Source organism: Bacteroides sp. MSB163, from assembly GCF_036416795.1.
Lineage (GTDB): Bacteria > Bacteroidota > Bacteroidia > Bacteroidales > Bacteroidaceae > Bacteroides > Bacteroides maternus.
The window spans coordinates 6,084,433-6,103,174 of record NZ_CP143867.1; the positions used below are offsets into that span (position 1 = coordinate 6,084,433).

Sequence of the window (18,742 nt, forward strand, 5' to 3'; positions counted from 1 at the left end):
AGTATGAAAAAACATTTATACCTCTTTGAATTAATTGCTGTCTTATCAGCATTCGCCATACTTTCTTGTACTGATAGCAAGTTTGATGAGCAACCCCAACTTCCTCCAATTGAAGAAGATGGTGGTAAAGGAGAAATACCCGTAAGTGGATATGACGAACCATATCGCCCACTGATACATTATACACCTGCCAAGAATTGGGTAAATGACCCGAATGGAATGGTTTATGTTGATGGTGTGTATCACCTTTTTTACCAATATAACCCGCAAGGCAACGAATGGGGAAATCTGAGTTGGGGACATGCCACCAGCACCGATCTTATCAAATGGAAAGAGCAACCGGTAGCACTGACAAAAGATGAATTAGGAGATATATTTTCCGGTTCTGCCGTATATGACAAAAACAATACAGCAGGCTTCGGAACAAGTACCATTGTGGCTATCTACACTTCCAGCGGACAGTATCAGCAACAGAGCTTGGCTTATAGTACAGACGGACAAACTTTCACTAAATATACTCAAAATCCAATTATTGCTAATAGCACTGAACCTGATTTCCGTGACCCGAAAGTATTCTGGCATGAAGAAAGCCAACGCTGGATCATGGCCTTGGCTATGGGATGGAAATATGCCATTGAATTTTGGAGTTCTCCCGATCTGAAGAACTGGACCAGGCTCAGCTCCTTCTCCACTGATATAGTCTCGTGTAATCGCGGTCAGTGGGAATGCCCTGATTTGCTGCGTATGGAATATAACGGCAAGGAAAAATGGGTACTGATTGTCAGTGTCAACCCGGGAGGTCCGGTTTCCGGTTCCGGAATACAATATTTTATCGGAGACTTCGATGGGAGGCAGTTTGTTGCTGATAGTTATAATTATCCTTTATGGTTAGACTATGGCATGGATAATTATGCCGGCGTGACTTGGAGCAATACGGCTAACAGGACTATCCTTATAGGTTGGATGAACAACTGGAATTATGCCGGTGTTGTACCTACATCTCCTTGGCGATCAGCTATGACCCTCCCACGCGAATTAAAACTTATAGAATACGACGGGAAACCACTTTTAGCGAATACTGTAGTGCGTGAAATTGAGACTATTGCCGGAGAATGGCAAAACGTAACATCGGAATCATTGAATATCAGCGGGCCTTATCAGCTACGTCTGGAAATTGATATTACCAAAGACGGTACTTTTTCATTGGCCAATGAAAGCGGTGAGTATTTGGAAATATTTGTCAGTGCAACTACCGGAAAGTTGGTAACCCGTCGCACCGGTAATACGGGACTAATATCCTTTGCTTCCAATTATGCCATTCCTACTATCAAATCGCCATTCAATACTGAAGGAGACAAAATTATACTTGATATTTTTGTCGACCAGTCTTCAGTAGAGATATTTACCCAAAACGGTTCGATGGCTCAAACCAATCTTATATTTCCACGCAGTATATACAATCGTTTACAAACTACTGATATGGAACTAAAAGCACAAATACGTCCACTTGATAATATCTGGATGTAACATAGCCGGAACAGAGCTTAAGATAGTCCAAGAGGTACTTTTTAATCTCCTCTTGGACTATTATGCTTTTCCATTTTCTATAAATTAACCATCTCTATTTCTCTATAAATCAGTTAAAGTGTATTCAATCCTCCCCCTGCATTTACGAATGCCGGAAAAACGCTACATTCCGCATGATTTCCTTATATCAATGAATTAATGCTCCTCCTTAGACAGCCAGATACTAAAGAAAAGGTCGTACACCTGATAAGAGTCACGTTCTTTTGTGATGAAATCCTTATCAAGCAATCCCGCCAACGCTGAGCGCACAGAACTGGGAGATACCAATCCATGACGTTTAGAAAAGGCACCGGAAACTACATTACGCGCCTGTCCTTCCCGATTGATGGCAATCAGCACCTGTTTCTGTTTTTCGGGCAGTTGGTATAATAATTCGGCATAAGTATCTGCTGTGAAATTAACAATGTAGTTGATAGCGTCTTCTATCATTTCCATACCACATATAGCTCCCTCAGGAGTTTTCAGAAAAAGGATATTCATTATTTTCTGCAAGTAGAAAGTCCCGCCATGAAAACGGTCGTAAAGCACATTCACCACCTCGGGCAAAAGTACCTTTTTATATTCTCGAAAATGACAGATAGCAAACTCTGTATACTTTTCAAGAGGGATAGGAGGCAAATTCATGATAGTGACACTCTGGTAAAATGGCCGTGAGGGAGAGGTGAAAATAGTCCCCATCAGATGACGCTGTGAGCCGGAAAAGACGAAGCGGGCATTACTACAATATTGCACATAGGTACGTAATGTAGCCTCAATAGTATCTTCCGGATACTTCCCTATCTGCTGAAATTCATCAATAGCTATCAAGCATGGACGGTCAGCATGCTGCAAATAATGGAATATCTCATCAAGAGAAGCGGCAGGATTGGTTATGTCGCCAAGTCCTATGTTCCAGGAAGGAACTCCACCTATATCATAAGTGATACCTGCCTGTAAAGAAGCAATAGCATTCACAAAAATCTCCCAGACTTTACGCCCCCGCGGTTTCAAAGCATCCAGAATAACCTTTCCGAACTTGTTCACGAAATCACGCAACGAACGGGTAGCATAAATATCTACTATAAAAGTATAATAGTGTTCCTCTACCTCAGGTTGGGAAAAACAATGACGAATCAAATCCGTCTTTCCATAACGACGGGGAGAAATAAGTGCTATGTTATTTCCGTTAAGCAGCAACGTTGTAATATCTTTAGTCTCTGTTTCCCGGTCGCAGAAATACTTTGGAGAAACATAACCGTTAGTTACAAATGGATTGTTCATATCAGACCTCCTAAAGTTTGTAGTCCGACAAAGATAAGAATAAAGAAGCGCATTGCCAAATAATGATTGCCACTTTATAGCAATCATCATTTGGCAATGCGTTTACAATATTTTGATTAATCACTGAAAGTCATACTTCGCCGCACATGCATAACCTTCTTCATACAAATCAGTCAATTTCCTGATATCCCGTTCGATACGGTCGACCGTTACAGGTTTCTGCGGACGGATTACAGTAATCTCTCCTGCCGCTTCCATACGTTCCACCATCTCCAACTGCTCGTTGTATACACGGCAACGGCGGCTTAAAGCCTCACGCATCTTTGGGTATTTACGGTACAGGAAAGAAGGTATATGCATATCCTTCGCTTCTTTACGATATCCTTGATTACGGGTAAGCACTACCACATTATGAGTAAATCCCTCACTCCTGGCACGCATCAGAGGAATACTGTCGACAATACCTCCGTCAAGCATCGGCTCATTATCCACATAAGCAATAGGGCAGACAAAAGGCAGGCTGCTTGAAGCACGCACAATGTCAATCACACGATGCTTGTCCCGTTTCTCCTCAAAATAGTTAGCCTCGCCCGTCACACAATTTGTAGTCACCATTTCATAGCGCTCCGGGCAAGAGAAATATGCTTCATAATCATAAGGAAGAATATGCTCGGGAAATTCCTGGAACAGCAGATCGAAGTCCATAATATTACGTTTCTTCAACAAATATTTCAACCCGATATACTGATATTTCTCCAGTAAGTCAATGTTACTGTACTTGGCACGTCCGCGCTGACCGGACATATAAGAAAGTCCATTGCATGCTCCGGCACTGACTCCGATAGTATAGGGGAAGCGGATGCCACGGTCCATAAAGCTGTCCAGCACGCCACAAGTGAAGACACCACGCATGCCGCCGCCTTCAAGAACCAATCCTGTCTGGGGGTTGATATGTATCTTTTTCTCCATAATTATCTGATAAAACGCTCCAAAGATAGCTTTTGTTTCCGAAATCTCCCTATCTTTGTGGCAGTAACAATCATTTAATATCAATTTAATTATGATGAAAAAGTCAATACTTATTGCCACTTTAGGCTTATTGAGTTTCAATGTGTCAGCACAGGACACTCCGAAAGCGGAAGAAGGCTTCATCTTCACAACCGTTAAAGAAAACCCGATTACTTCCGTTAAAAACCAAAACCGTTCCAGCACATGCTGGAGTTTTTCGGCTCTTGGTTTCCTTGAAAGCGAATTGCTGCGTATGGGCAAAGGCGAATATGATTTATCTGAAATGTTTGTGGTACACCACACCATGATGGACCGCGGCGTGAACTACGTACGCTATCACGGTGACAGTTCTTTCTCACCCGGTGGAAGCTTCTACGACATCATGTTCTGCCTGAGAAACTACGGTCTTGTTCCGCAGGAAGCTATGCCGGGCATCATGTACGGTGACACATTGCCGGTACACAACGAGTTGGATGCCGTGGCCGGTGCTTACGTAAACGCTATTGCCAAAGGCAAACTGACCAAACTGACTCCGGTATGGAAGAAAGGCCTGTGCTCTATCTATGATACTTACCTCGGCAAGTGCCCCGAAAGCTTCACTTACAAAGGAAAAGAATATACTCCGAAGACATTTGCCGAATTCCTCGGAATCAATCCGGACGATTACATATCTCTGACTTCATTTACCCACCATCCATTCTACACTCAGATGAACATCGAAATCCAGGACAATTGGCGCAACGGCCTTTCTTATAACCTGCCTTTGATGGAATTCATGTCTGTTATCGACAATGCCGTTAACAACGGTTACACTGTAGCTTGGGGTAGCGACGTCAGCGAAAGCGGTTTCACTCGTGACGGTATCGCCGTTATGCCCGACGCGGATCGTGGTGCCGAACTCACCGGTTCTGACATGGCACGCTGGACAGGTCTTACAGCTGCCGACAAACGCAAAGAACTGACTTCCCGTCCATTACCGGAAATCACCGTAACTCAGGAAATGCGCCAAACAGCATTCGACAATTGGGAAACTACCGATGACCACGGTATGCTTATCTACGGTATAGCCAAAGACCAGAACGGTAAGGAATACTACATGGTAAAGAACTCCTGGGGTACCAACAACAAATACAAAGGTACTTGGTATGCTTCTAAACCTTTCGTTGCTTACAAAACTATCAATATCCTGGTACACAAGGATGCAGTGCCCAAAGCATTGTTGAAGAAGCTGGGAGTTAAATAAAGTATGAAGTATGGAGTATTAAGTATTGAAGCTGCGCTGTAAAGCAACACACTTAATACTTAATACTTCATATTTAATACTTCTCTTTCATTTCATCATCCTACTATTAATATATTCCGTAAACTGATCCTTATAATTCTCTCCTACCGGAATATAGGTCTCTCCAAAGACGATGCGCAGGCGAGAAACTTCCGTTATCTTTTTCAAATTGACAATATAAGAACGATGTACCCGCATAAACTGAGAGGAAGGCAAAGTTCTCATTACCAATGCCAACCACTCTTCCAGCGTGACAGGACCGAATCTATCCAGCATTTCCGCTATATCCTTCAATGTTTCTTCTGTTGCATACCTGTTTCGTTTTTGTGACAAATGTAACCGCAGGAGTGAAACAAAGAAAATAGATTCAACCAACAAGTGATTTTTAACGATAAACACAATCAAAAATAATGTAGTTCTTCCACCCTATTTTGCTCAAAACCGTTCTGTATGTGCATTTTTTGCCCGCATTTCTTGTCAGAACGAACAGTTTGACTAATTTTGCACGCTGATAATTAGTTAACCGGATAATTTCAGTAGCTGGACACTATGTACCTCCTACTCCTATTCCCGGCACTGACACTTTGAGAAATACTAATACTAATAATTAATAACATGAGTTTGAAAATCGTAGTATTGGCTAAACAAGTTCCCGACACACGTAATGTTGGGAAAGATGCCATGAAAGCCGACGGAACCATTAACCGTGCGGCACTCCCCGCCATCTTCAACCCCGAAGACTTGAACGCTCTTGAGCAAGCCCTCCGACTGAAAGATGCACATCCGGGCTCTACCGTAACCATCCTGACAATGGGACCGGGACGCGCAGCCGAAGTTATTCGTGAAGGACTGTTCCGCGGTGCCGACAACGGCTATCTGTTGACCGACCGTGCTTTTGCAGGTGCAGATACCCTTGCCACTTCGTACGCTCTTGCTACTGCCATCAGGAAGATAGGCGAGTATGACATCATCATCGGCGGACGCCAGGCTATCGACGGTGACACGGCTCAAGTGGGTCCGCAAGTTGCGGAAAAGCTCGGTCTGACACAGATCACTTATGCCGAAGAAATTCTGAATGTGGAGAAAACTACCGGACGTGTTGTCGTGAAACGTCACATTGACGGTGGTGTGGAAACTGTAGAAGGCCCTCTGCCCATCGTTATCACTGTGAACGGAAGTGCAGCTCCCTGCCGCCCACGTAACGCTAAGTTGGTACAGAAGTACAAACGTGCTCTCGGTGCACAGGAAAAAGCGGCTATTACCAAAGAAGGTGCTACCCTGCCTTATGCCGACCTCTACGAGAAGTACCCTTATCTGAACATCACCGAATGGAGTGTGGCAGACGTGAACGGTGACCTGGCACAATGCGGTCTCAGCGGCTCACCGACTAAAGTAAAAGCCATTCAGAACATCTCTTTCCAAGCCAAAGAAAGCCGTACACTGACCGGAAGCGACCAGGATGTAGAAGATCTTATTGTTGAACTGTTAGCTAACCACACCATCGGATAAAAGTTATGAATAACGTATTTGTATATTGTGAGCTTGAAGGCACCGTAGTTGCCGAAGTAAGTCTCGAACTCCTTACCAAAGGACGCAAGTTAGCTAACCAACTGGGCTGCCAACTGGAAGCCGTTGTTGCCGGTACTAACCTTGCAGGCATCGAAAAACAAGTATTGCCCTTCGGCGTTGACCGTCTTCACGTCTTCGACGCTCCGGGCTTGTTCCCTTATACTTCACTGCCCCACTCTTCCGTACTTATCAATCTGTTCAAGGAAGAAAAACCGCAGATCTGTCTGATGGGCGCCACTGTTATCGGTCGTGACCTCGGTCCACGCGTTTCTTCTGCACTGACCAGCGGCCTCACTGCCGACTGTACTTCACTGGAAATCGGTGAACACGAAGATAAAAAAGCAGGGGTGGTATATGAAAACCTGTTATATCAGATCCGCCCCGCATTCGGTGGTAATATCGTGGCAACCATCGTCAACCCCGAACATCGCCCGCAAATGGCAACCGTTCGCGAAGGCGTAATGAAGAAAGAGATTCTTAACGATAAGTATCAGGGTGAAGTTATCAATCATGACGTTGCCAAATATGTGCCTACTACAGACTATGTAGTGAAAGTTATCGACCGCCACGTGGAGAAAGCAAAGCACAACCTGAAAGGTGCTCCTATCGTTGTAGCCGGTGGTTATGGTATGGGTAGCCGTGAAAGCTTCGACATGTTGTTCGAACTGGCTAAAGAACTTCACGCTGAAGTAGGCGGCAGCCGCGCAGCTGTTGATGCAGGCTTCTGCGACCATGACCGTCAGATCGGTCAGACTGGCATTACGGTACGTCCGAAGCTCTATATCGCCTGCGGTATCTCCGGACAAATCCAACACATCGCCGGTATGCAGGAAAGTGGCATTATCATCTCTATCAATAATGATGAAAATGCTCCTATCAATACCATCGCTGATTATGTAATCAACGGTACGGTAGAAGAAGTGATCCCGAAAATGATTAAGTACTACAAACAGAACAGTAAGTAAGCTATGGCTAATTTTTATACCGAAGTTCCTGAATTGAAGTTCCAACTGAACAACCCGATGATGGAACGTATCTGTGAGCTGAAAGAGCGCGGATACCAAGATAAAGACAAATTTGACTACGCTCCGCAAGACTATACGGATGCAATGGACTCTTATGATAAGGTGCTCGAAATCACCGGAGAAATTACCGGAGAGATTATCAACCCGAATGCCGAAGGCGTGGACGAAGAAGGTCCCCACTGTGCCAACGGTCGTGTGGAATATGCCAGTGGAACAAGACAGAATCTGGATGCAATGGTGAAAGCCGGACTGAACGGTATGACCATGCCCCGCCGCTTCGGTGGACTGAACTTCCCCATCACTCCGTACACCATGTGCGCTGAAATCGTGGCTGCTGCCGATGCTGGTTTCGGCAATATCTGGTCTTTACAGGACTGTATCGAAACCCTGTATGAGTTCGGTAACGAAGATCAACACAGCCGTTTCATTCCACGTATCTGTGCCGGAGAAACCATGTCTATGGACTTGACAGAACCCGATGCAGGTTCCGATTTGCAGAGCGTAATGCTGAAAGCTACATTTGATGAGAAAGAAAACTGCTGGCGCCTGAACGGTGTAAAGCGTTTCATCACGAATGGTGATGCAGACTTACACCTCGTGCTGGCCCGTTCGGAAGAAGGAACCAGAGATGGCCGTGGACTTTCTATGTTCATCTATGACAAACGCGAAGGTGGTGTGGATGTACGTCGTATCGAGAATAAGTTAGGTATTCACGGTTCTCCTACTTGTGAGCTTGTTTACAAAAATGCAAAGGCTGAACTTTGTGGTGACCGTAAACTCGGTTTGATCAAGTATGTAATGGCATTGATGAACGGCGCCCGCCTGGGTATCGCCGCACAGTCTGTAGGTCTATCACAAGCTGCCTACAACGAAGGTTTAGCTTATGCGAAGGATCGTAAACAATTCAATAAAGCTATTATTGAATTCCCGGCTGTATATGACATGCTGGCTATCATGAAAGCTAAGTTGGATGCAGGTCGTGCTCTGTTGTACCAAACTTCTCGCTATGTGGACATTTACAAAGCTTTGGATGATATCTCCCGCGAACGTAAACTGACTCCGGAAGAGCGTCAGGAACAAAAGAAGTATTCTAAGCTTGCTGATGCTTTCACTCCACTGGCTAAAGGTATGAACTCAGAATATGCAAACCAGAATGCATACGACTGTATCCAGATTCATGGTGGTTCCGGTTTCATGTTAGAATATGCCTGCCAACGTATTTATCGTGATGCACGTATTACCAGCATCTATGAAGGCACTACTCAATTACAGACCGTAGCCGCTATCCGTTACGTAACGAACGGTTCGTATGCCGCTACTCTCCGTGATTATGAAACAATTCCTTGCAGTGAAGAAATGCAACCGCTGATGGATCGCCTGAAAGAGATGACGAATAAGTTCGAGGCTGTCACCAATGCAACGAAAGAAGCCGCCAACCAAGAACTCTTGGACTTCGTAGCCCGCCGTCTTTACGAAATGGCAGCTGTATGCGTCATGTCTCATCTTCTCATCCAGGATGCAACCAAAGCACCTGAGTTGTTCGCAAAATCAGCTGTTGTTTATCTGAACTATGCTGAAGCTGAAGTAGAAAAACACTTCAATTTCATCCGCAAGTTCAAGGCTGAGGAGCTGGAAAGCTATCGCAAGTAATTGAGATCTGAAGTTATAAGACTTTGAAGACAATCAAAATAAGGGTGAACCTTAAAAGTCCGGATATAAGACTATTAGGGTTCACTTTTTCTTTTAATGACCAATCCATTCACTTAGCATATACCTATTCAGAAAACTGCGGTCGTTTTTTTATCTTCATATGCCCCAATCCATGCTTCTTCTTTCTTTTTCCATCCTCAAGATTAGCAAATGGAAGTATTGGTCCCTTTATAGATAACCTCTCTCTGACACTGTCGGAAACCAGCTCTCCAAATTTTGAAAACATCTTAGTTTCAACATATCCGGAATTCGGACATTCAACATAGAAAACGTGTAAGTCATTCAAGTTTTCGAGCATCTTTATCCAATGTCCCCCTGCATGTGGTCCTGACTCTCCTATAGCAGTTTTATAATACTCCCGAACTCTATTACCAACTCCTCCACTTGATTTTCGCAATGGTGCTTTTCCGATGTATAAAATGTTTTCATCGGGAATCCAAAACTCAGCCAGTCTTCCTTTTATAACTTCAGCATCTTGAGTTTCTTCTTTATCAATAGTAAAGTAACCTAGTTTCTGAATCCAATCTTCTAAAATAGTCATTGAAATAGGGATCTCTTCTATCGTCCTGTTCAACTCTGCATTTTCTGATAAAGATACGATATAAATACCTTCGTTTTTGCACTCAATCGGGGTGTTCCATTTTACCACTTCAATGGCAGTGGATGGTAACCCGACTTTTTCTACTAATTGTTTGATGGTTATTGGCATATTATGTATGTTTCAAATTGATATATTATTTTTTTACAAGATATTTTACAGGTATGAGAGCCGATGCTCCATCAGAAAGCCTTTCTACCCTATAATGGTCGGGAAAACCTCGTACTACATCTCTTGTTATTTTTACTTGATCTCCTTGATAAAAATGGATGGTTTGTTTGTTCCCTATTATTTCCAAGGTTTTCATTCGGTCACCATCCACGGCTGCTTTCACTAAGGCTTTTTCAACTTCCACATTAATTGCGGCATCATAATCCTTTGTGATAATGTAAATAGCATGCATATCCGGTTTATCGATAATAGAAGTGTAAACAAACAGACATAGAAAAGTTATAATACATCCCCATATCAATAGTTGCTTCTTCTGCTTTATGGATTCTTGCATCTTCTGCTTCATATTATTATTGTATTGCTTTTGTAGCTGCTCTTTATGTTTATCAAAGGTAATTAATTCTTTGTGACAATGAGGACACTCAAAAATGATATCGGATTTTGCTGGTGCTTCGATAACTCTGTTGCAGGAAGGGCATTCAACCATAGCAATCTCCCCTTTTTTTTCCATTTTGATATTACTCTGTTTCATATTCAATTTATATTTAGCTATTTTATATGTATGCGTAAAATTTTTTAATAGACATGCTGAGCAAATAGCAAAAAAGAATGCTTAGTGGTATTAATAATACATCTAACAACACTCTTATTATTTTTCTGTAATAACAAATTCTGACACCAATCTTATTCGATATTAAGATATGGACTTGTATATCTTCCATTTGATTTATATAACATTTGTGATCCATAGATATAAAATTTAAATTATTTGTTAATCTATAAACGGAGCAAGAATCATAGATATCAAAATCAATATACAAAACAAGATAACAAGTATGATAGGTATTGCCAAACACCCTCCACAACCTTGCAAAAACTCAGCTTTTCCTTTTAAAAATTCGATTCGTGCTTTTTCGTATTCTGTAAACTCTTTTATTTTTTCTTTATTATCCATTTTTATTCTCCTATTTTATAATATTACTATTAATGAAGCTTGGCATAACATTCATATACTGGGTCATTTGAGCCATCACTATTATAATACTCTAAAACACCATTTTCATTGATGCGACTAATGGGAGGATTCCCATTATTACAGTAATAAGCCGTTCCATTGATTTGCATATCAAGATATATTCTCACATTATTATCAGAAAAAGGCACTAATATTCCGTCCATGCTTTTTTGTTCAATCGAATCATAATCAAAATTGTGGATGATGTATATTATTGCTCCTTTCTTAAGATTGAAGCATGCAAGATTGACATTAACGTCTGCTATATCGGGATCTACAAAATAGTAGTCTGTACTGTTCTTAATAGAACGTTTTGTACATTCAAAAATAGTATTAGTACTATTCTCTCTTAGTTTAAACGTTCCATCTGTGATATGTTTTAATAAAGTATAGGAGCAATTGTCACCACTAAAAGTTTTACCTTTCCAAGTTCCAACATTCTGAAAATCAACCTCTCTCCCTTCTTTCTCTTCCTGCTTTTCTGTTTCTTCTATGGAGGCGTTCGTGAAAGTATTTTTAGGAATTTGAGTATTACTTTGAGTATTAAAAACATTTGTAGTATTCTTACTCTCAAAAGAAATTCCTAAAAGGTTTAAGAGAGCAAGAATCCAACATATGAAAAATAATCCTGATAAGATAGCAAGCAGTACATATGGGAATTCATACTTTTTGACACCGATACTTTTAGATAATATAATCCTTTCAATCGTCGGATTATTCGTTGTTTTTGTTTCCATGATTATCTTTTATTTGTACCACTATGGCTCCTAAATGGCATTAATGATCAAAAAGAAAGTGTGGAGTCATATCATCTATCTCGTTGGAGGCGTCTGGTAAAGCCCAAGTACAAATAGACAATATCCCCACACTTGTAATGTATATTACTTGAGTAAGCATATACAGACAAGTGATGAGCGTGATTGCTATTCCTCGTACTTTTAAAGTTTACCAGACTTTCCACGAAGGATAAAAGCTACACTTTCATCAATAAACTATGTATGTCCTAACCTATTAAGCCAAGACTGTGCAAAGCTACAAAAAAGTTTATTGATTATCAAGCTCAAAACGGGGATATTGTTATGTGGCACCTCCTTTGATAAATATCTGTTTTTAGGCGGCTAAATTCCAAAGCTGAGGTTTAGCCGCCTAAACGTCAGCTTTACATTCACCAAGTTTAGGTTTATAGTTCTTCTTCCTCATCATCCGCCAACGCATCATAAATTTCCGGTGGATAAGTGATTTCATCTTCCGGGTCGTCAAGATATTCGTCCAGATGTTCATTGAAAGTGTCATAGTCATTGGCATAATCGGAAGTTGAATTATAAATTTCTTTTGTAGCTTTCTTGTAAGATACATTTCTCTGCGATGCAGATGAACTTTTTAGTCGGGATGACTTATAACTAAAGCCACGTTGCGGAGGAGCAGCGTTTTCATTAAGACTTTTTTCCAACATACTTCTGTTCATTGCATCTTGATAAGAGTAGTAGCCGAAGACGGCAAAAACACAAAACACACTTATACCTTTCAGTAAATTAGCCTTTCTCTTATTACAACCGTTACTCATAGTCTTCTTCTTTAGATATAAAATTCTACAATTTGATTTGCCACTAAGCGTTCCTTTTCAACGCCTCCTCATAGACCTTCTTCACCCGTTCCCTTAGGCGCATTGGCTTGATGACCGTCAGCGAACGGCTTCTTGCCAATAAAGCCATTACAAAGTCATTTGTAATACGCAAGCGAAGGCGGATACGAAACTCTTCTTCATTATCCGTGAGGATTTCCTGCGAATGGTGCAGGGGGACAGATCTCAAGAAACTGCCGTCAAGCGCATCATAACTCAATTCGATTTCTTCAACAGGAATGTCTGTTTGATTCCAAATGCCATAACTGTCTTTAAATAACTCTTCCACGTCAATATCCATGTTACGCCTAAAGGTCTCTTCATTAATAATCCGGAGATTGCGGATACAGTTCGCGCTGAATGTTTTCAATGTCCCGTTGTCGTAGGCAAGGAGATACCATCTCTGCTGATCTTCTTTCAAGTAATGGGGAAGAACTTTCTTTTCACGAATCTTGCCTCCTTCACGTATATAGATATAGTTGAAAGCCACCGGATGTGAAAACCTAATAGCTTTTATCAATAATGGAAGACATTCATAATCCATTGGACGGTGGTGTTCGGCCAAAACGTAAGTGTGCAGATTGGAAGTTCGATCAATAGCATTCAATAAATCAAAGTTCAGCAAAAGCCGATCGTATTGTTCTTGTTTCAAACTATCTTCTTCGTTGATAAAATAGCCTTTCCGCTGTTTGTCAAAACAGATACGAATGCCGAACAACTCTTCTATCTCGTTAAAATCCCGTTGCAGAGTGCGGAGGTCTACGGAGCTTCCATCACGTTCCTCCATACGACATGCAATATAATTTTCCAGTTCTTCTCTCGGAACGTATTGCTGAGGTCCTCTCAATCTGTTAATAATAACCAGCATTCGTTGCAAGCCTTCCAGTTTTCTACCCATACTTTTTCATCTTGGTTATGATTAATTATAGTAGCAAAGATAACGAGGCTTGACGACAAAACTTGTCGTTCTATGGAAATCTTGATGATTTATCAATTCAGGTATGGTCATTTAGAAAAAAGCGGGCTATAATACAGCAAGGAGGTATGAGTTACAGTTCAACTTTGTCTTTTTGACACTTTGCATTTTTGATTGACTGAGAATGCGTTCTTTCCATCCCATACGTACAAGAAATGCAAATACGTGAACAAAAGTCTGCAATAAACAGATTATGAAAACAATACTGAAATATGTATATTTCTTCCAGAGCTGAATATAGCTCAAAATACTTTATAATAAGAGTAAATTAGAATGTAAATAAGTGTATTGAGCATAAGTAGTAACCCTTTTGCCCATAAGTAGTAATGATATCACCTAAAAGTAGTAATGATACCGCTCTTAAGTAGTAACCCTTTTCTGCATAAACTGCTTAAAAGATGTAAAAACATACAAGAATAATACATTATTATTCTTTATTTATTCACAGGATGTCCTAAAATGAAAGATTCTAAAATATCTCACGTCGTTAAAAGCACAGATATTATATCATTATGACTATAAAACGGAAATTATGCTAACAGTTCATCTTTGGAGAGTTCTTCACTTCTTAAAAAACAAATACAGAATCACGGAGACCAGAGAAACAAATAAGAATAAGCAGAGAGAATCCTCTGTGCCCCTGTGATTCTGTGTTCGGGTACATTAGTATACCGCTTTCATGTAAATGGGGACTAGTTCAATTCTTCCGTCACATCATCTGAACAGTCTCAATTGACTGCGCAGCTCATGAAGTTCATGCTGCATCTCCTCCATACGCTGTAACAGGTGATGGATAGCATCAATCCCTTCAATATTGATGGATAAGTCATAATACATGCGGCTGTAACGTTCTATGTCCGGTAATTGAGTAAACGTCAGATAGCGTTCCCCACCTTCAGTCATTACTTCTATCAGGCCACCTTCCTGTAATAAGTCGATAAACGACGGCTCAATGTGGCATTTGCGACAATATTCGCTGACTATGATTAATTCATTCTGCATAGTGATACCTCCTTTTAGTTCATACTTTGAAGTTTACGGAACAACTCTTTCTGCTCTTCCGTTAAGTTCGTCGGCAGTTTCACGGAATAAGTCACAATGAGGTCACCGAACTGTCCTTCTTTCTTATATACAGGGAATCCCTTGCCTTTCAAACGGGCCTTCGTACCGTTCTGTGTTTCGGGTTTCACTTTCAGTTTCACCTTTCCATCCAAAGTGTCCACCAATTGGTCACCACCCAGGATAGCGGTATAAAGATCAATAGGCACATCCACATACAAGTCATCCCCTAAACGCTTGAATACCGGATCATCCGCAATCACAAACGTTATGTACAAGTCTCCGGCAGGTCCACCATTCACACCTTCGCCACCATAACCTTTCAATTTGATTACTTGCCCGTTTGCTACCCCCGCAGGAATAGTAATGCGCACATTCTTACCGTTTACAGTCAGCACTTGTTTATGAGTCTGGGCCGCATCACGAAGCGAGAGGTTTAAATCTGCATGGTAATCCTGCCCACGGAAGCCTGCATTAGCACCTCCACGCCCCCGGTTTCCGAACATAGATTCAAAGAAATCGGAGAAGCCGCCACCATGACCGGAAAATTCCTGTCCATCGGATGAATACCAGTAAGAGCTACCATCCGTACCATATCCTGCACCCGATCCGCCACCGCCAAAGCCACCAAAGCCACCGGCACCCGCCTCCTGACGGGCACGCTTTTGCGCCTCAAATTCATCGGCATGTTTCCAGTGCTCACCATACTCATCGTATTTTTTACGCTTTTCAGGATCACTCAGCACTTCATTTGCTTCATTAATCGCCTGAAATTTATCCTTAGCAGTAGAGTCATTCGGATTTAAGTCAGGATGATATTTACGTGCCAACTTACGGAACGCCTTTTTTATATCATTCTGACTTGCCGTCTTGTCCACCCCAAGGACTTGATAATAATCTATATAAGCCATAGTCTATTAATTTTGTTATTCTTATATACCCTATCACAAATAACGCACCAATCAGGAGTTTTGAATACTAAAATACGTAAACGAAAATTAAAAAGAAGTATTAAAAACAATAATACAAAGATAATCAACATATTAACCAGTAACAACAGCTTTTACCGATGCTACTCAAATTTTAAAATAATGTAAATGACACATAACATCAATTAATTATCCACACTAAAACTTCCTAAAATAAATAGAAAACGCTTTATTTGCATGTGAGTAAGGTAGTCACAGAAAACAATTTTCCCCAACCTTAATATATTGACTTATTATGAAAAGTAACCATTGGCTACTTACGGTAGCACTCACTTTCATCGTCCTGCAAGTAAAAGCGGATTCATGGATACGTATTAACCAACTTGGCTACTTGCCGCAATCTGTAAAAGTGGCAGTATTTATGAGTGAAGAACCAGCTGACATACAAGAGTATGCACTGATAGACGCCTTCACAGAACAAACCGTCCGAACTTTCAATTCGACCAAAGCAACCGGAAAAATGGGACTCATGAAGAGTACCTATCGTCTGGACTTCAGTGATTTTAACCAGCCGGGAACTTATTATCTGAAAGCGGGCAAAGCGGTCTCACCTCGTTTTCCCATCAACAATCATGTGTACAATGGGACTGCTGACTTCTTGCTGAACTACATGCGTCAGCAACGTTGCGGCTATAATCCCTTTTTGAAAGACAGTTGCCATGTGCACGACGGCTACATCCTATACCATCCCACCAAGACCGGACAACACATTGATGTTCGAGGCGGTTGGCACGATGCAACTGATTATTTGCAATATACCACAACTTCTGCCAATGCCATTTATCAGATGATGTTTGCCTATCAGGAAAATCCAAACTCATTCGGTGATTTCTATGATGCTGCCGGACTCCCCGGCGCTAACGGCATTCCCGACATTGTGGACGAAATCAAATGGGGACTGGACTGGCTGAATCGTATGAACCCCGCTCCCGGTGAACTATATAATCAGATTGCCGACGACCGCGACCATGCCGGTATGCGCCTGCCCAATAAAGATGAGGTAGATTATGGTTACGGTCCGGGTAAAGGACGCCCCGTTTACTTTTGTAGTGGCGAACCTCAGGTACGCGGTCAATTTATGAATGCTACCACAGGCGTGGCAAGCACAGCAGGTAAGTTTGCTTCCTGTTTCGCTCTTGGTGCCCGCCTATTAAAAGACTTCTATCCGGAATTTGCTGCGGAGATTGGTACAAAAGCGGACGCAGCTTATCAGGAAGGTGTAAAGAAACCGGGTGCTTGTCAGACAGCCTCCGTCAAGTCTCCTTATATTTATGAAGAAGACAATTGGGTAGACGATATGGAACTGGGCGCTATGGAACTTTTCAAAAGTACCGGAGATTTTAAATACCTGGAACAAGCCGTTGAATACGGACGTCGCGAACCCGTTACTCCATGGATGGGGGCTGACAGTGCCCGCCACTACCAATGGTATCCATTCATGAATATAGGACATTATCATCTGGCAAAAGTACATAACGAGCGCCTTAGCAAAGAATTTATCCGGAATATGCATGCCGGCATAGCACGCACCTATGAGAAAGCTGTTGAAAGTCCTTTCATGCACGGCATTCCTTACACCTGGTGTTCCAATAACCTGACAACTGCCATGCTGACACAATGCCGTCTGTATCGTGAAGCAACAGGTGACGAAACTTATAAAGAAATGGAAGCCGGCATGCTTGACTGGTTGTTCGGTTGCAATCCCTGGGGAACCAGCATGATTGTAGAACTCCCTCTATATGGAGATTACCCTTCTCAACCGCACTCTTCATTACTCAACGCAGGTGTAGGAAATACTACAGGCGGTCTCGTAGACGGCCCTGTATACCGCACTATTTTCGAAAGCCTCCGCGGAGTAAACATGACAGGTATTCCCGGCACTCCCGGACAGGATTATGAACGTTTCCAGCCTAACCTGATGGTATATCATGATGCCATTCATGACTACTCCACGAACGAACCGACCATGGACGGAACAGCTTGTCTCACTTATTATCTCTCCGCCATGCAGAAAGAAGGTATGAAGCAGGCGGACATTCAGAGTGATAAGAATGTATATGTAAATGGCGGTATCATCCGCACTGATCCATCAAAGAAACAAATAACGCTTGTCTTTACTGCCGCCGATAAAGCAGACGGCGCTGATGCTATTATCAGTACACTGAAGAAACATGGTATCAAAGGAGGTTTCTTCTTCACCGGTGAATTTTATGAGCTTTACCCCGATGTAGTGAAACGACTGCGTGTAGAAGGCCATCTGGTAGGTAGCCACAGTTATGGACACTTATTGTATATGCCATGGGAAAACCGTGATTCTTTATTGGTGACACGCGAGCAATTTGAGCAGGATATGCTGAAGAGTTACGAAGTTATGCGCAAAGCAGGTATCGAATACAAAGATGCTCCGGTATATATTCCACCTTACGAATATTATAATAAAGAAATTGCCGCATGGGCAAAGAATATGGGTATACAACTTATCAACTATACACCCGGCACGATGAGCAATGCGGACTATACCACTCCAGACATGGGTGCCAAATACCGTAGCAGTAAGTTCATCTATGACAAAATCATGGAGGTAGAGAAAAAAGAAGGACTAAACGGGCATCTGATGTTGATACACTTCGGTACAGACGACCGCCGTACAGATAAGTTCTACAATGGTTATCTGGACAAAATGATTAAAACGTTGAAACGGAAAGGTTATACTTTCGTACCTGTCCTTGAAGCAACAGGAATATAGTTCATACCCATAGTTATTATAAAAAGGTTAGTTAAAGGTTATCATGCAAAGGTATTTAAGGTAATATTCAATCGGTTTGTTTTCAGTAGACTTTTTCCCACCCCCAAGGGAAAAAGTTACAAACCA

General features: G+C 41.9%; 16 protein-coding genes and 1 pseudogene. 6 read left to right on the forward strand and 11 right to left on the reverse strand.

Annotated features, from left to right (window positions below):
• Positions 1–3 precede the first annotated feature (3 nt).
• The gene (locus VYM24_RS23850) at positions 4–1,527 is read left to right on the forward strand and encodes a glycoside hydrolase family 32 protein (RefSeq protein ID WP_330941066.1); all 1,524 of its coding nucleotides are present in this window, start codon (positions 4–6) and stop codon (positions 1,525–1,527) included.
• 195 nt (positions 1,528–1,722) lie between these two features.
• On the opposite strand, the gene VYM24_RS23855 is transcribed toward VYM24_RS23850, so the two are convergent.
• Together VYM24_RS23855 and VYM24_RS23860 are read right to left on the reverse strand one after the other, a co-directional pair.
• Positions 1,723–2,847: an AAA family ATPase gene (locus tag VYM24_RS23855; RefSeq protein WP_227087788.1), complete on the reverse strand. Its 1,125-nt coding sequence runs from the start codon at positions 2,845–2,847 to the stop codon at positions 1,723–1,725.
• A gap of 120 nt (positions 2,848–2,967) precedes the next feature.
• Positions 2,968–3,816, reverse strand: a complete 849-nt coding sequence (locus tag VYM24_RS23860; RefSeq protein ID WP_044263435.1) for a patatin-like phospholipase family protein — start codon at positions 3,814–3,816, stop codon at positions 2,968–2,970.
• A gap of 94 nt (positions 3,817–3,910) precedes the next feature.
• Here VYM24_RS23860 and VYM24_RS23865 point away from each other — a divergent pair, with 94 nt between their 5' ends.
• The gene (locus tag VYM24_RS23865) at positions 3,911–5,098 is read left to right on the forward strand and encodes a C1 family peptidase (protein WP_330942289.1); all 1,188 of its coding nucleotides are present in this window, start codon (positions 3,911–3,913) and stop codon (positions 5,096–5,098) included.
• An 87-nt stretch (positions 5,099–5,185) separates the two neighbouring features.
• Here VYM24_RS23865 and VYM24_RS23870 read toward each other — a convergent pair.
• Positions 5,186–5,353 (reverse strand): annotated as a pseudogene (locus tag VYM24_RS23870) (LytTR family transcriptional regulator DNA-binding domain-containing protein); the annotation flags it as partial.
• Between the two features lie 399 nt (positions 5,354–5,752).
• Between VYM24_RS23870 and VYM24_RS23875 the strand changes: the two are divergent.
• Genes VYM24_RS23875 through VYM24_RS23885 form a run of 3 tightly spaced genes read left to right on the forward strand, consistent with a single transcriptional unit; the run spans position 5,753 to position 9,381 of the window.
• Positions 5,753–6,646, forward strand: coding sequence for an electron transfer flavoprotein subunit beta/FixA family protein (locus VYM24_RS23875; protein WP_291550640.1), 894 nt, complete (start codon positions 5,753–5,755; stop codon positions 6,644–6,646).
• 5 nt (positions 6,647–6,651) lie between these two features.
• Positions 6,652–7,671, forward strand: a complete 1,020-nt coding sequence (locus VYM24_RS23880; protein ID WP_007214856.1) for an electron transfer flavoprotein subunit alpha/FixB family protein — start codon at positions 6,652–6,654, stop codon at positions 7,669–7,671.
• 3 nt (positions 7,672–7,674) lie between these two features.
• The gene (locus tag VYM24_RS23885; protein ID WP_291550642.1) at positions 7,675–9,381 is read left to right on the forward strand and encodes an acyl-CoA dehydrogenase family protein; all 1,707 of its coding nucleotides are present in this window, start codon (positions 7,675–7,677) and stop codon (positions 9,379–9,381) included.
• 124 nt (positions 9,382–9,505) lie between these two features.
• Here VYM24_RS23885 and VYM24_RS23890 read toward each other — a convergent pair whose 3' ends face one another.
• From VYM24_RS23890 to VYM24_RS23925, 8 genes are all read right to left on the reverse strand, one after another.
• Positions 9,506–10,150, reverse strand: coding sequence for a hypothetical protein (locus VYM24_RS23890; protein WP_330941067.1), 645 nt, complete (start codon positions 10,148–10,150; stop codon positions 9,506–9,508).
• Positions 10,151–10,175: 25 nt separating this feature from the next.
• Entirely contained in the window at positions 10,176–10,742 is a 567-nt protein-coding gene (locus VYM24_RS23895; RefSeq protein WP_025831588.1) for a hypothetical protein, read from the reverse strand.
• 240 nt (positions 10,743–10,982) lie between these two features.
• Positions 10,983–11,165, reverse strand: coding sequence for a hypothetical protein (locus VYM24_RS23900; protein WP_291550647.1), 183 nt, complete (start codon positions 11,163–11,165; stop codon positions 10,983–10,985).
• Positions 11,166–11,194: 29 nt separating this feature from the next.
• A complete protein-coding gene (locus tag VYM24_RS23905) occupies positions 11,195–11,962 on the reverse strand; it encodes a hypothetical protein (protein ID WP_291550648.1) in 768 nt (255 codons plus the stop codon).
• 443 nt (positions 11,963–12,405) lie between these two features.
• A complete protein-coding gene (locus tag VYM24_RS23910) occupies positions 12,406–12,789 on the reverse strand; it encodes a hypothetical protein (protein ID WP_025831575.1) in 384 nt (127 codons plus the stop codon).
• 43 nt (positions 12,790–12,832) lie between these two features.
• Entirely contained in the window at positions 12,833–13,744 is a 912-nt protein-coding gene (locus tag VYM24_RS23915; RefSeq protein WP_299094197.1) for a helix-turn-helix transcriptional regulator, read from the reverse strand.
• 792 nt (positions 13,745–14,536) lie between these two features.
• Entirely contained in the window at positions 14,537–14,824 is a 288-nt protein-coding gene (locus VYM24_RS23920; RefSeq protein ID WP_291550814.1) for a chaperone modulator CbpM, read from the reverse strand.
• Positions 14,825–14,838: 14 nt separating this feature from the next.
• On the reverse strand, positions 14,839–15,792 hold the full coding sequence (locus VYM24_RS23925) for a DnaJ C-terminal domain-containing protein (protein ID WP_291550813.1): 954 nt from the start codon (positions 15,790–15,792) through the stop codon (positions 14,839–14,841).
• Between the two features lie 313 nt (positions 15,793–16,105).
• On the opposite strand from VYM24_RS23925, the gene VYM24_RS23930 reads away from it, so the two are divergent.
• On the forward strand, positions 16,106–18,616 hold the full coding sequence (locus tag VYM24_RS23930; RefSeq protein ID WP_330941068.1) for a bifunctional glycoside hydrolase family 9 protein/polysaccharide deacetylase: 2,511 nt from the start codon (positions 16,106–16,108) through the stop codon (positions 18,614–18,616).
• Positions 18,617–18,742: the final 126 nt, after the last annotated feature.

Excerpts from the sequence above, each read along its gene's own strand:
- VYM24_RS23890 (WP_330941067.1), bottom strand. The coding sequence starts at position 10,150 with ATGCCAATAACCATCAAACAATTAGTAGAAAAAGTCGGGTTACCATCC.
- VYM24_RS23910 (WP_025831575.1), bottom strand. The coding sequence starts at position 12,789 with ATGAGTAACGGTTGTAATAAGAGAAAGGCTAATTTACTGAAAGGTATA.
- VYM24_RS23895 (WP_025831588.1), bottom strand. The coding sequence starts at position 10,742 with ATGAAACAGAGTAATATCAAAATGGAAAAAAAAGGGGAGATTGCTATG.
- VYM24_RS23850 (WP_330941066.1), top strand. The coding sequence starts at position 4 with ATGAAAAAACATTTATACCTCTTTGAATTAATTGCTGTCTTATCAGCA.
- VYM24_RS23875 (WP_291550640.1), top strand. The coding sequence starts at position 5,753 with ATGAGTTTGAAAATCGTAGTATTGGCTAAACAAGTTCCCGACACACGT.
- VYM24_RS23905 (WP_291550648.1), bottom strand. The coding sequence starts at position 11,962 with ATGGAAACAAAAACAACGAATAATCCGACGATTGAAAGGATTATATTA.
- VYM24_RS23860 (WP_044263435.1), bottom strand. The coding sequence starts at position 3,816 with ATGGAGAAAAAGATACATATCAACCCCCAGACAGGATTGGTTCTTGAA.
- VYM24_RS23925 (WP_291550813.1), bottom strand. The coding sequence starts at position 15,792 with ATGGCTTATATAGATTATTATCAAGTCCTTGGGGTGGACAAGACGGCA.
- VYM24_RS23880 (WP_007214856.1), top strand. The coding sequence starts at position 6,652 with ATGAATAACGTATTTGTATATTGTGAGCTTGAAGGCACCGTAGTTGCC.
- VYM24_RS23930 (WP_330941068.1), top strand. The coding sequence starts at position 16,106 with ATGAAAAGTAACCATTGGCTACTTACGGTAGCACTCACTTTCATCGTC.
- VYM24_RS23920 (WP_291550814.1), bottom strand. The coding sequence starts at position 14,824 with ATGCAGAATGAATTAATCATAGTCAGCGAATATTGTCGCAAATGCCAC.
- VYM24_RS23885 (WP_291550642.1), top strand. The coding sequence starts at position 7,675 with ATGGCTAATTTTTATACCGAAGTTCCTGAATTGAAGTTCCAACTGAAC.
- VYM24_RS23855 (WP_227087788.1), bottom strand. The coding sequence starts at position 2,847 with ATGAACAATCCATTTGTAACTAACGGTTATGTTTCTCCAAAGTATTTC.
- VYM24_RS23865 (WP_330942289.1), top strand. The coding sequence starts at position 3,911 with ATGAAAAAGTCAATACTTATTGCCACTTTAGGCTTATTGAGTTTCAAT.
- VYM24_RS23900 (WP_291550647.1), bottom strand. The coding sequence starts at position 11,165 with ATGGATAATAAAGAAAAAATAAAAGAGTTTACAGAATACGAAAAAGCA.
- VYM24_RS23915 (WP_299094197.1), bottom strand. The coding sequence starts at position 13,744 with ATGGGTAGAAAACTGGAAGGCTTGCAACGAATGCTGGTTATTATTAAC.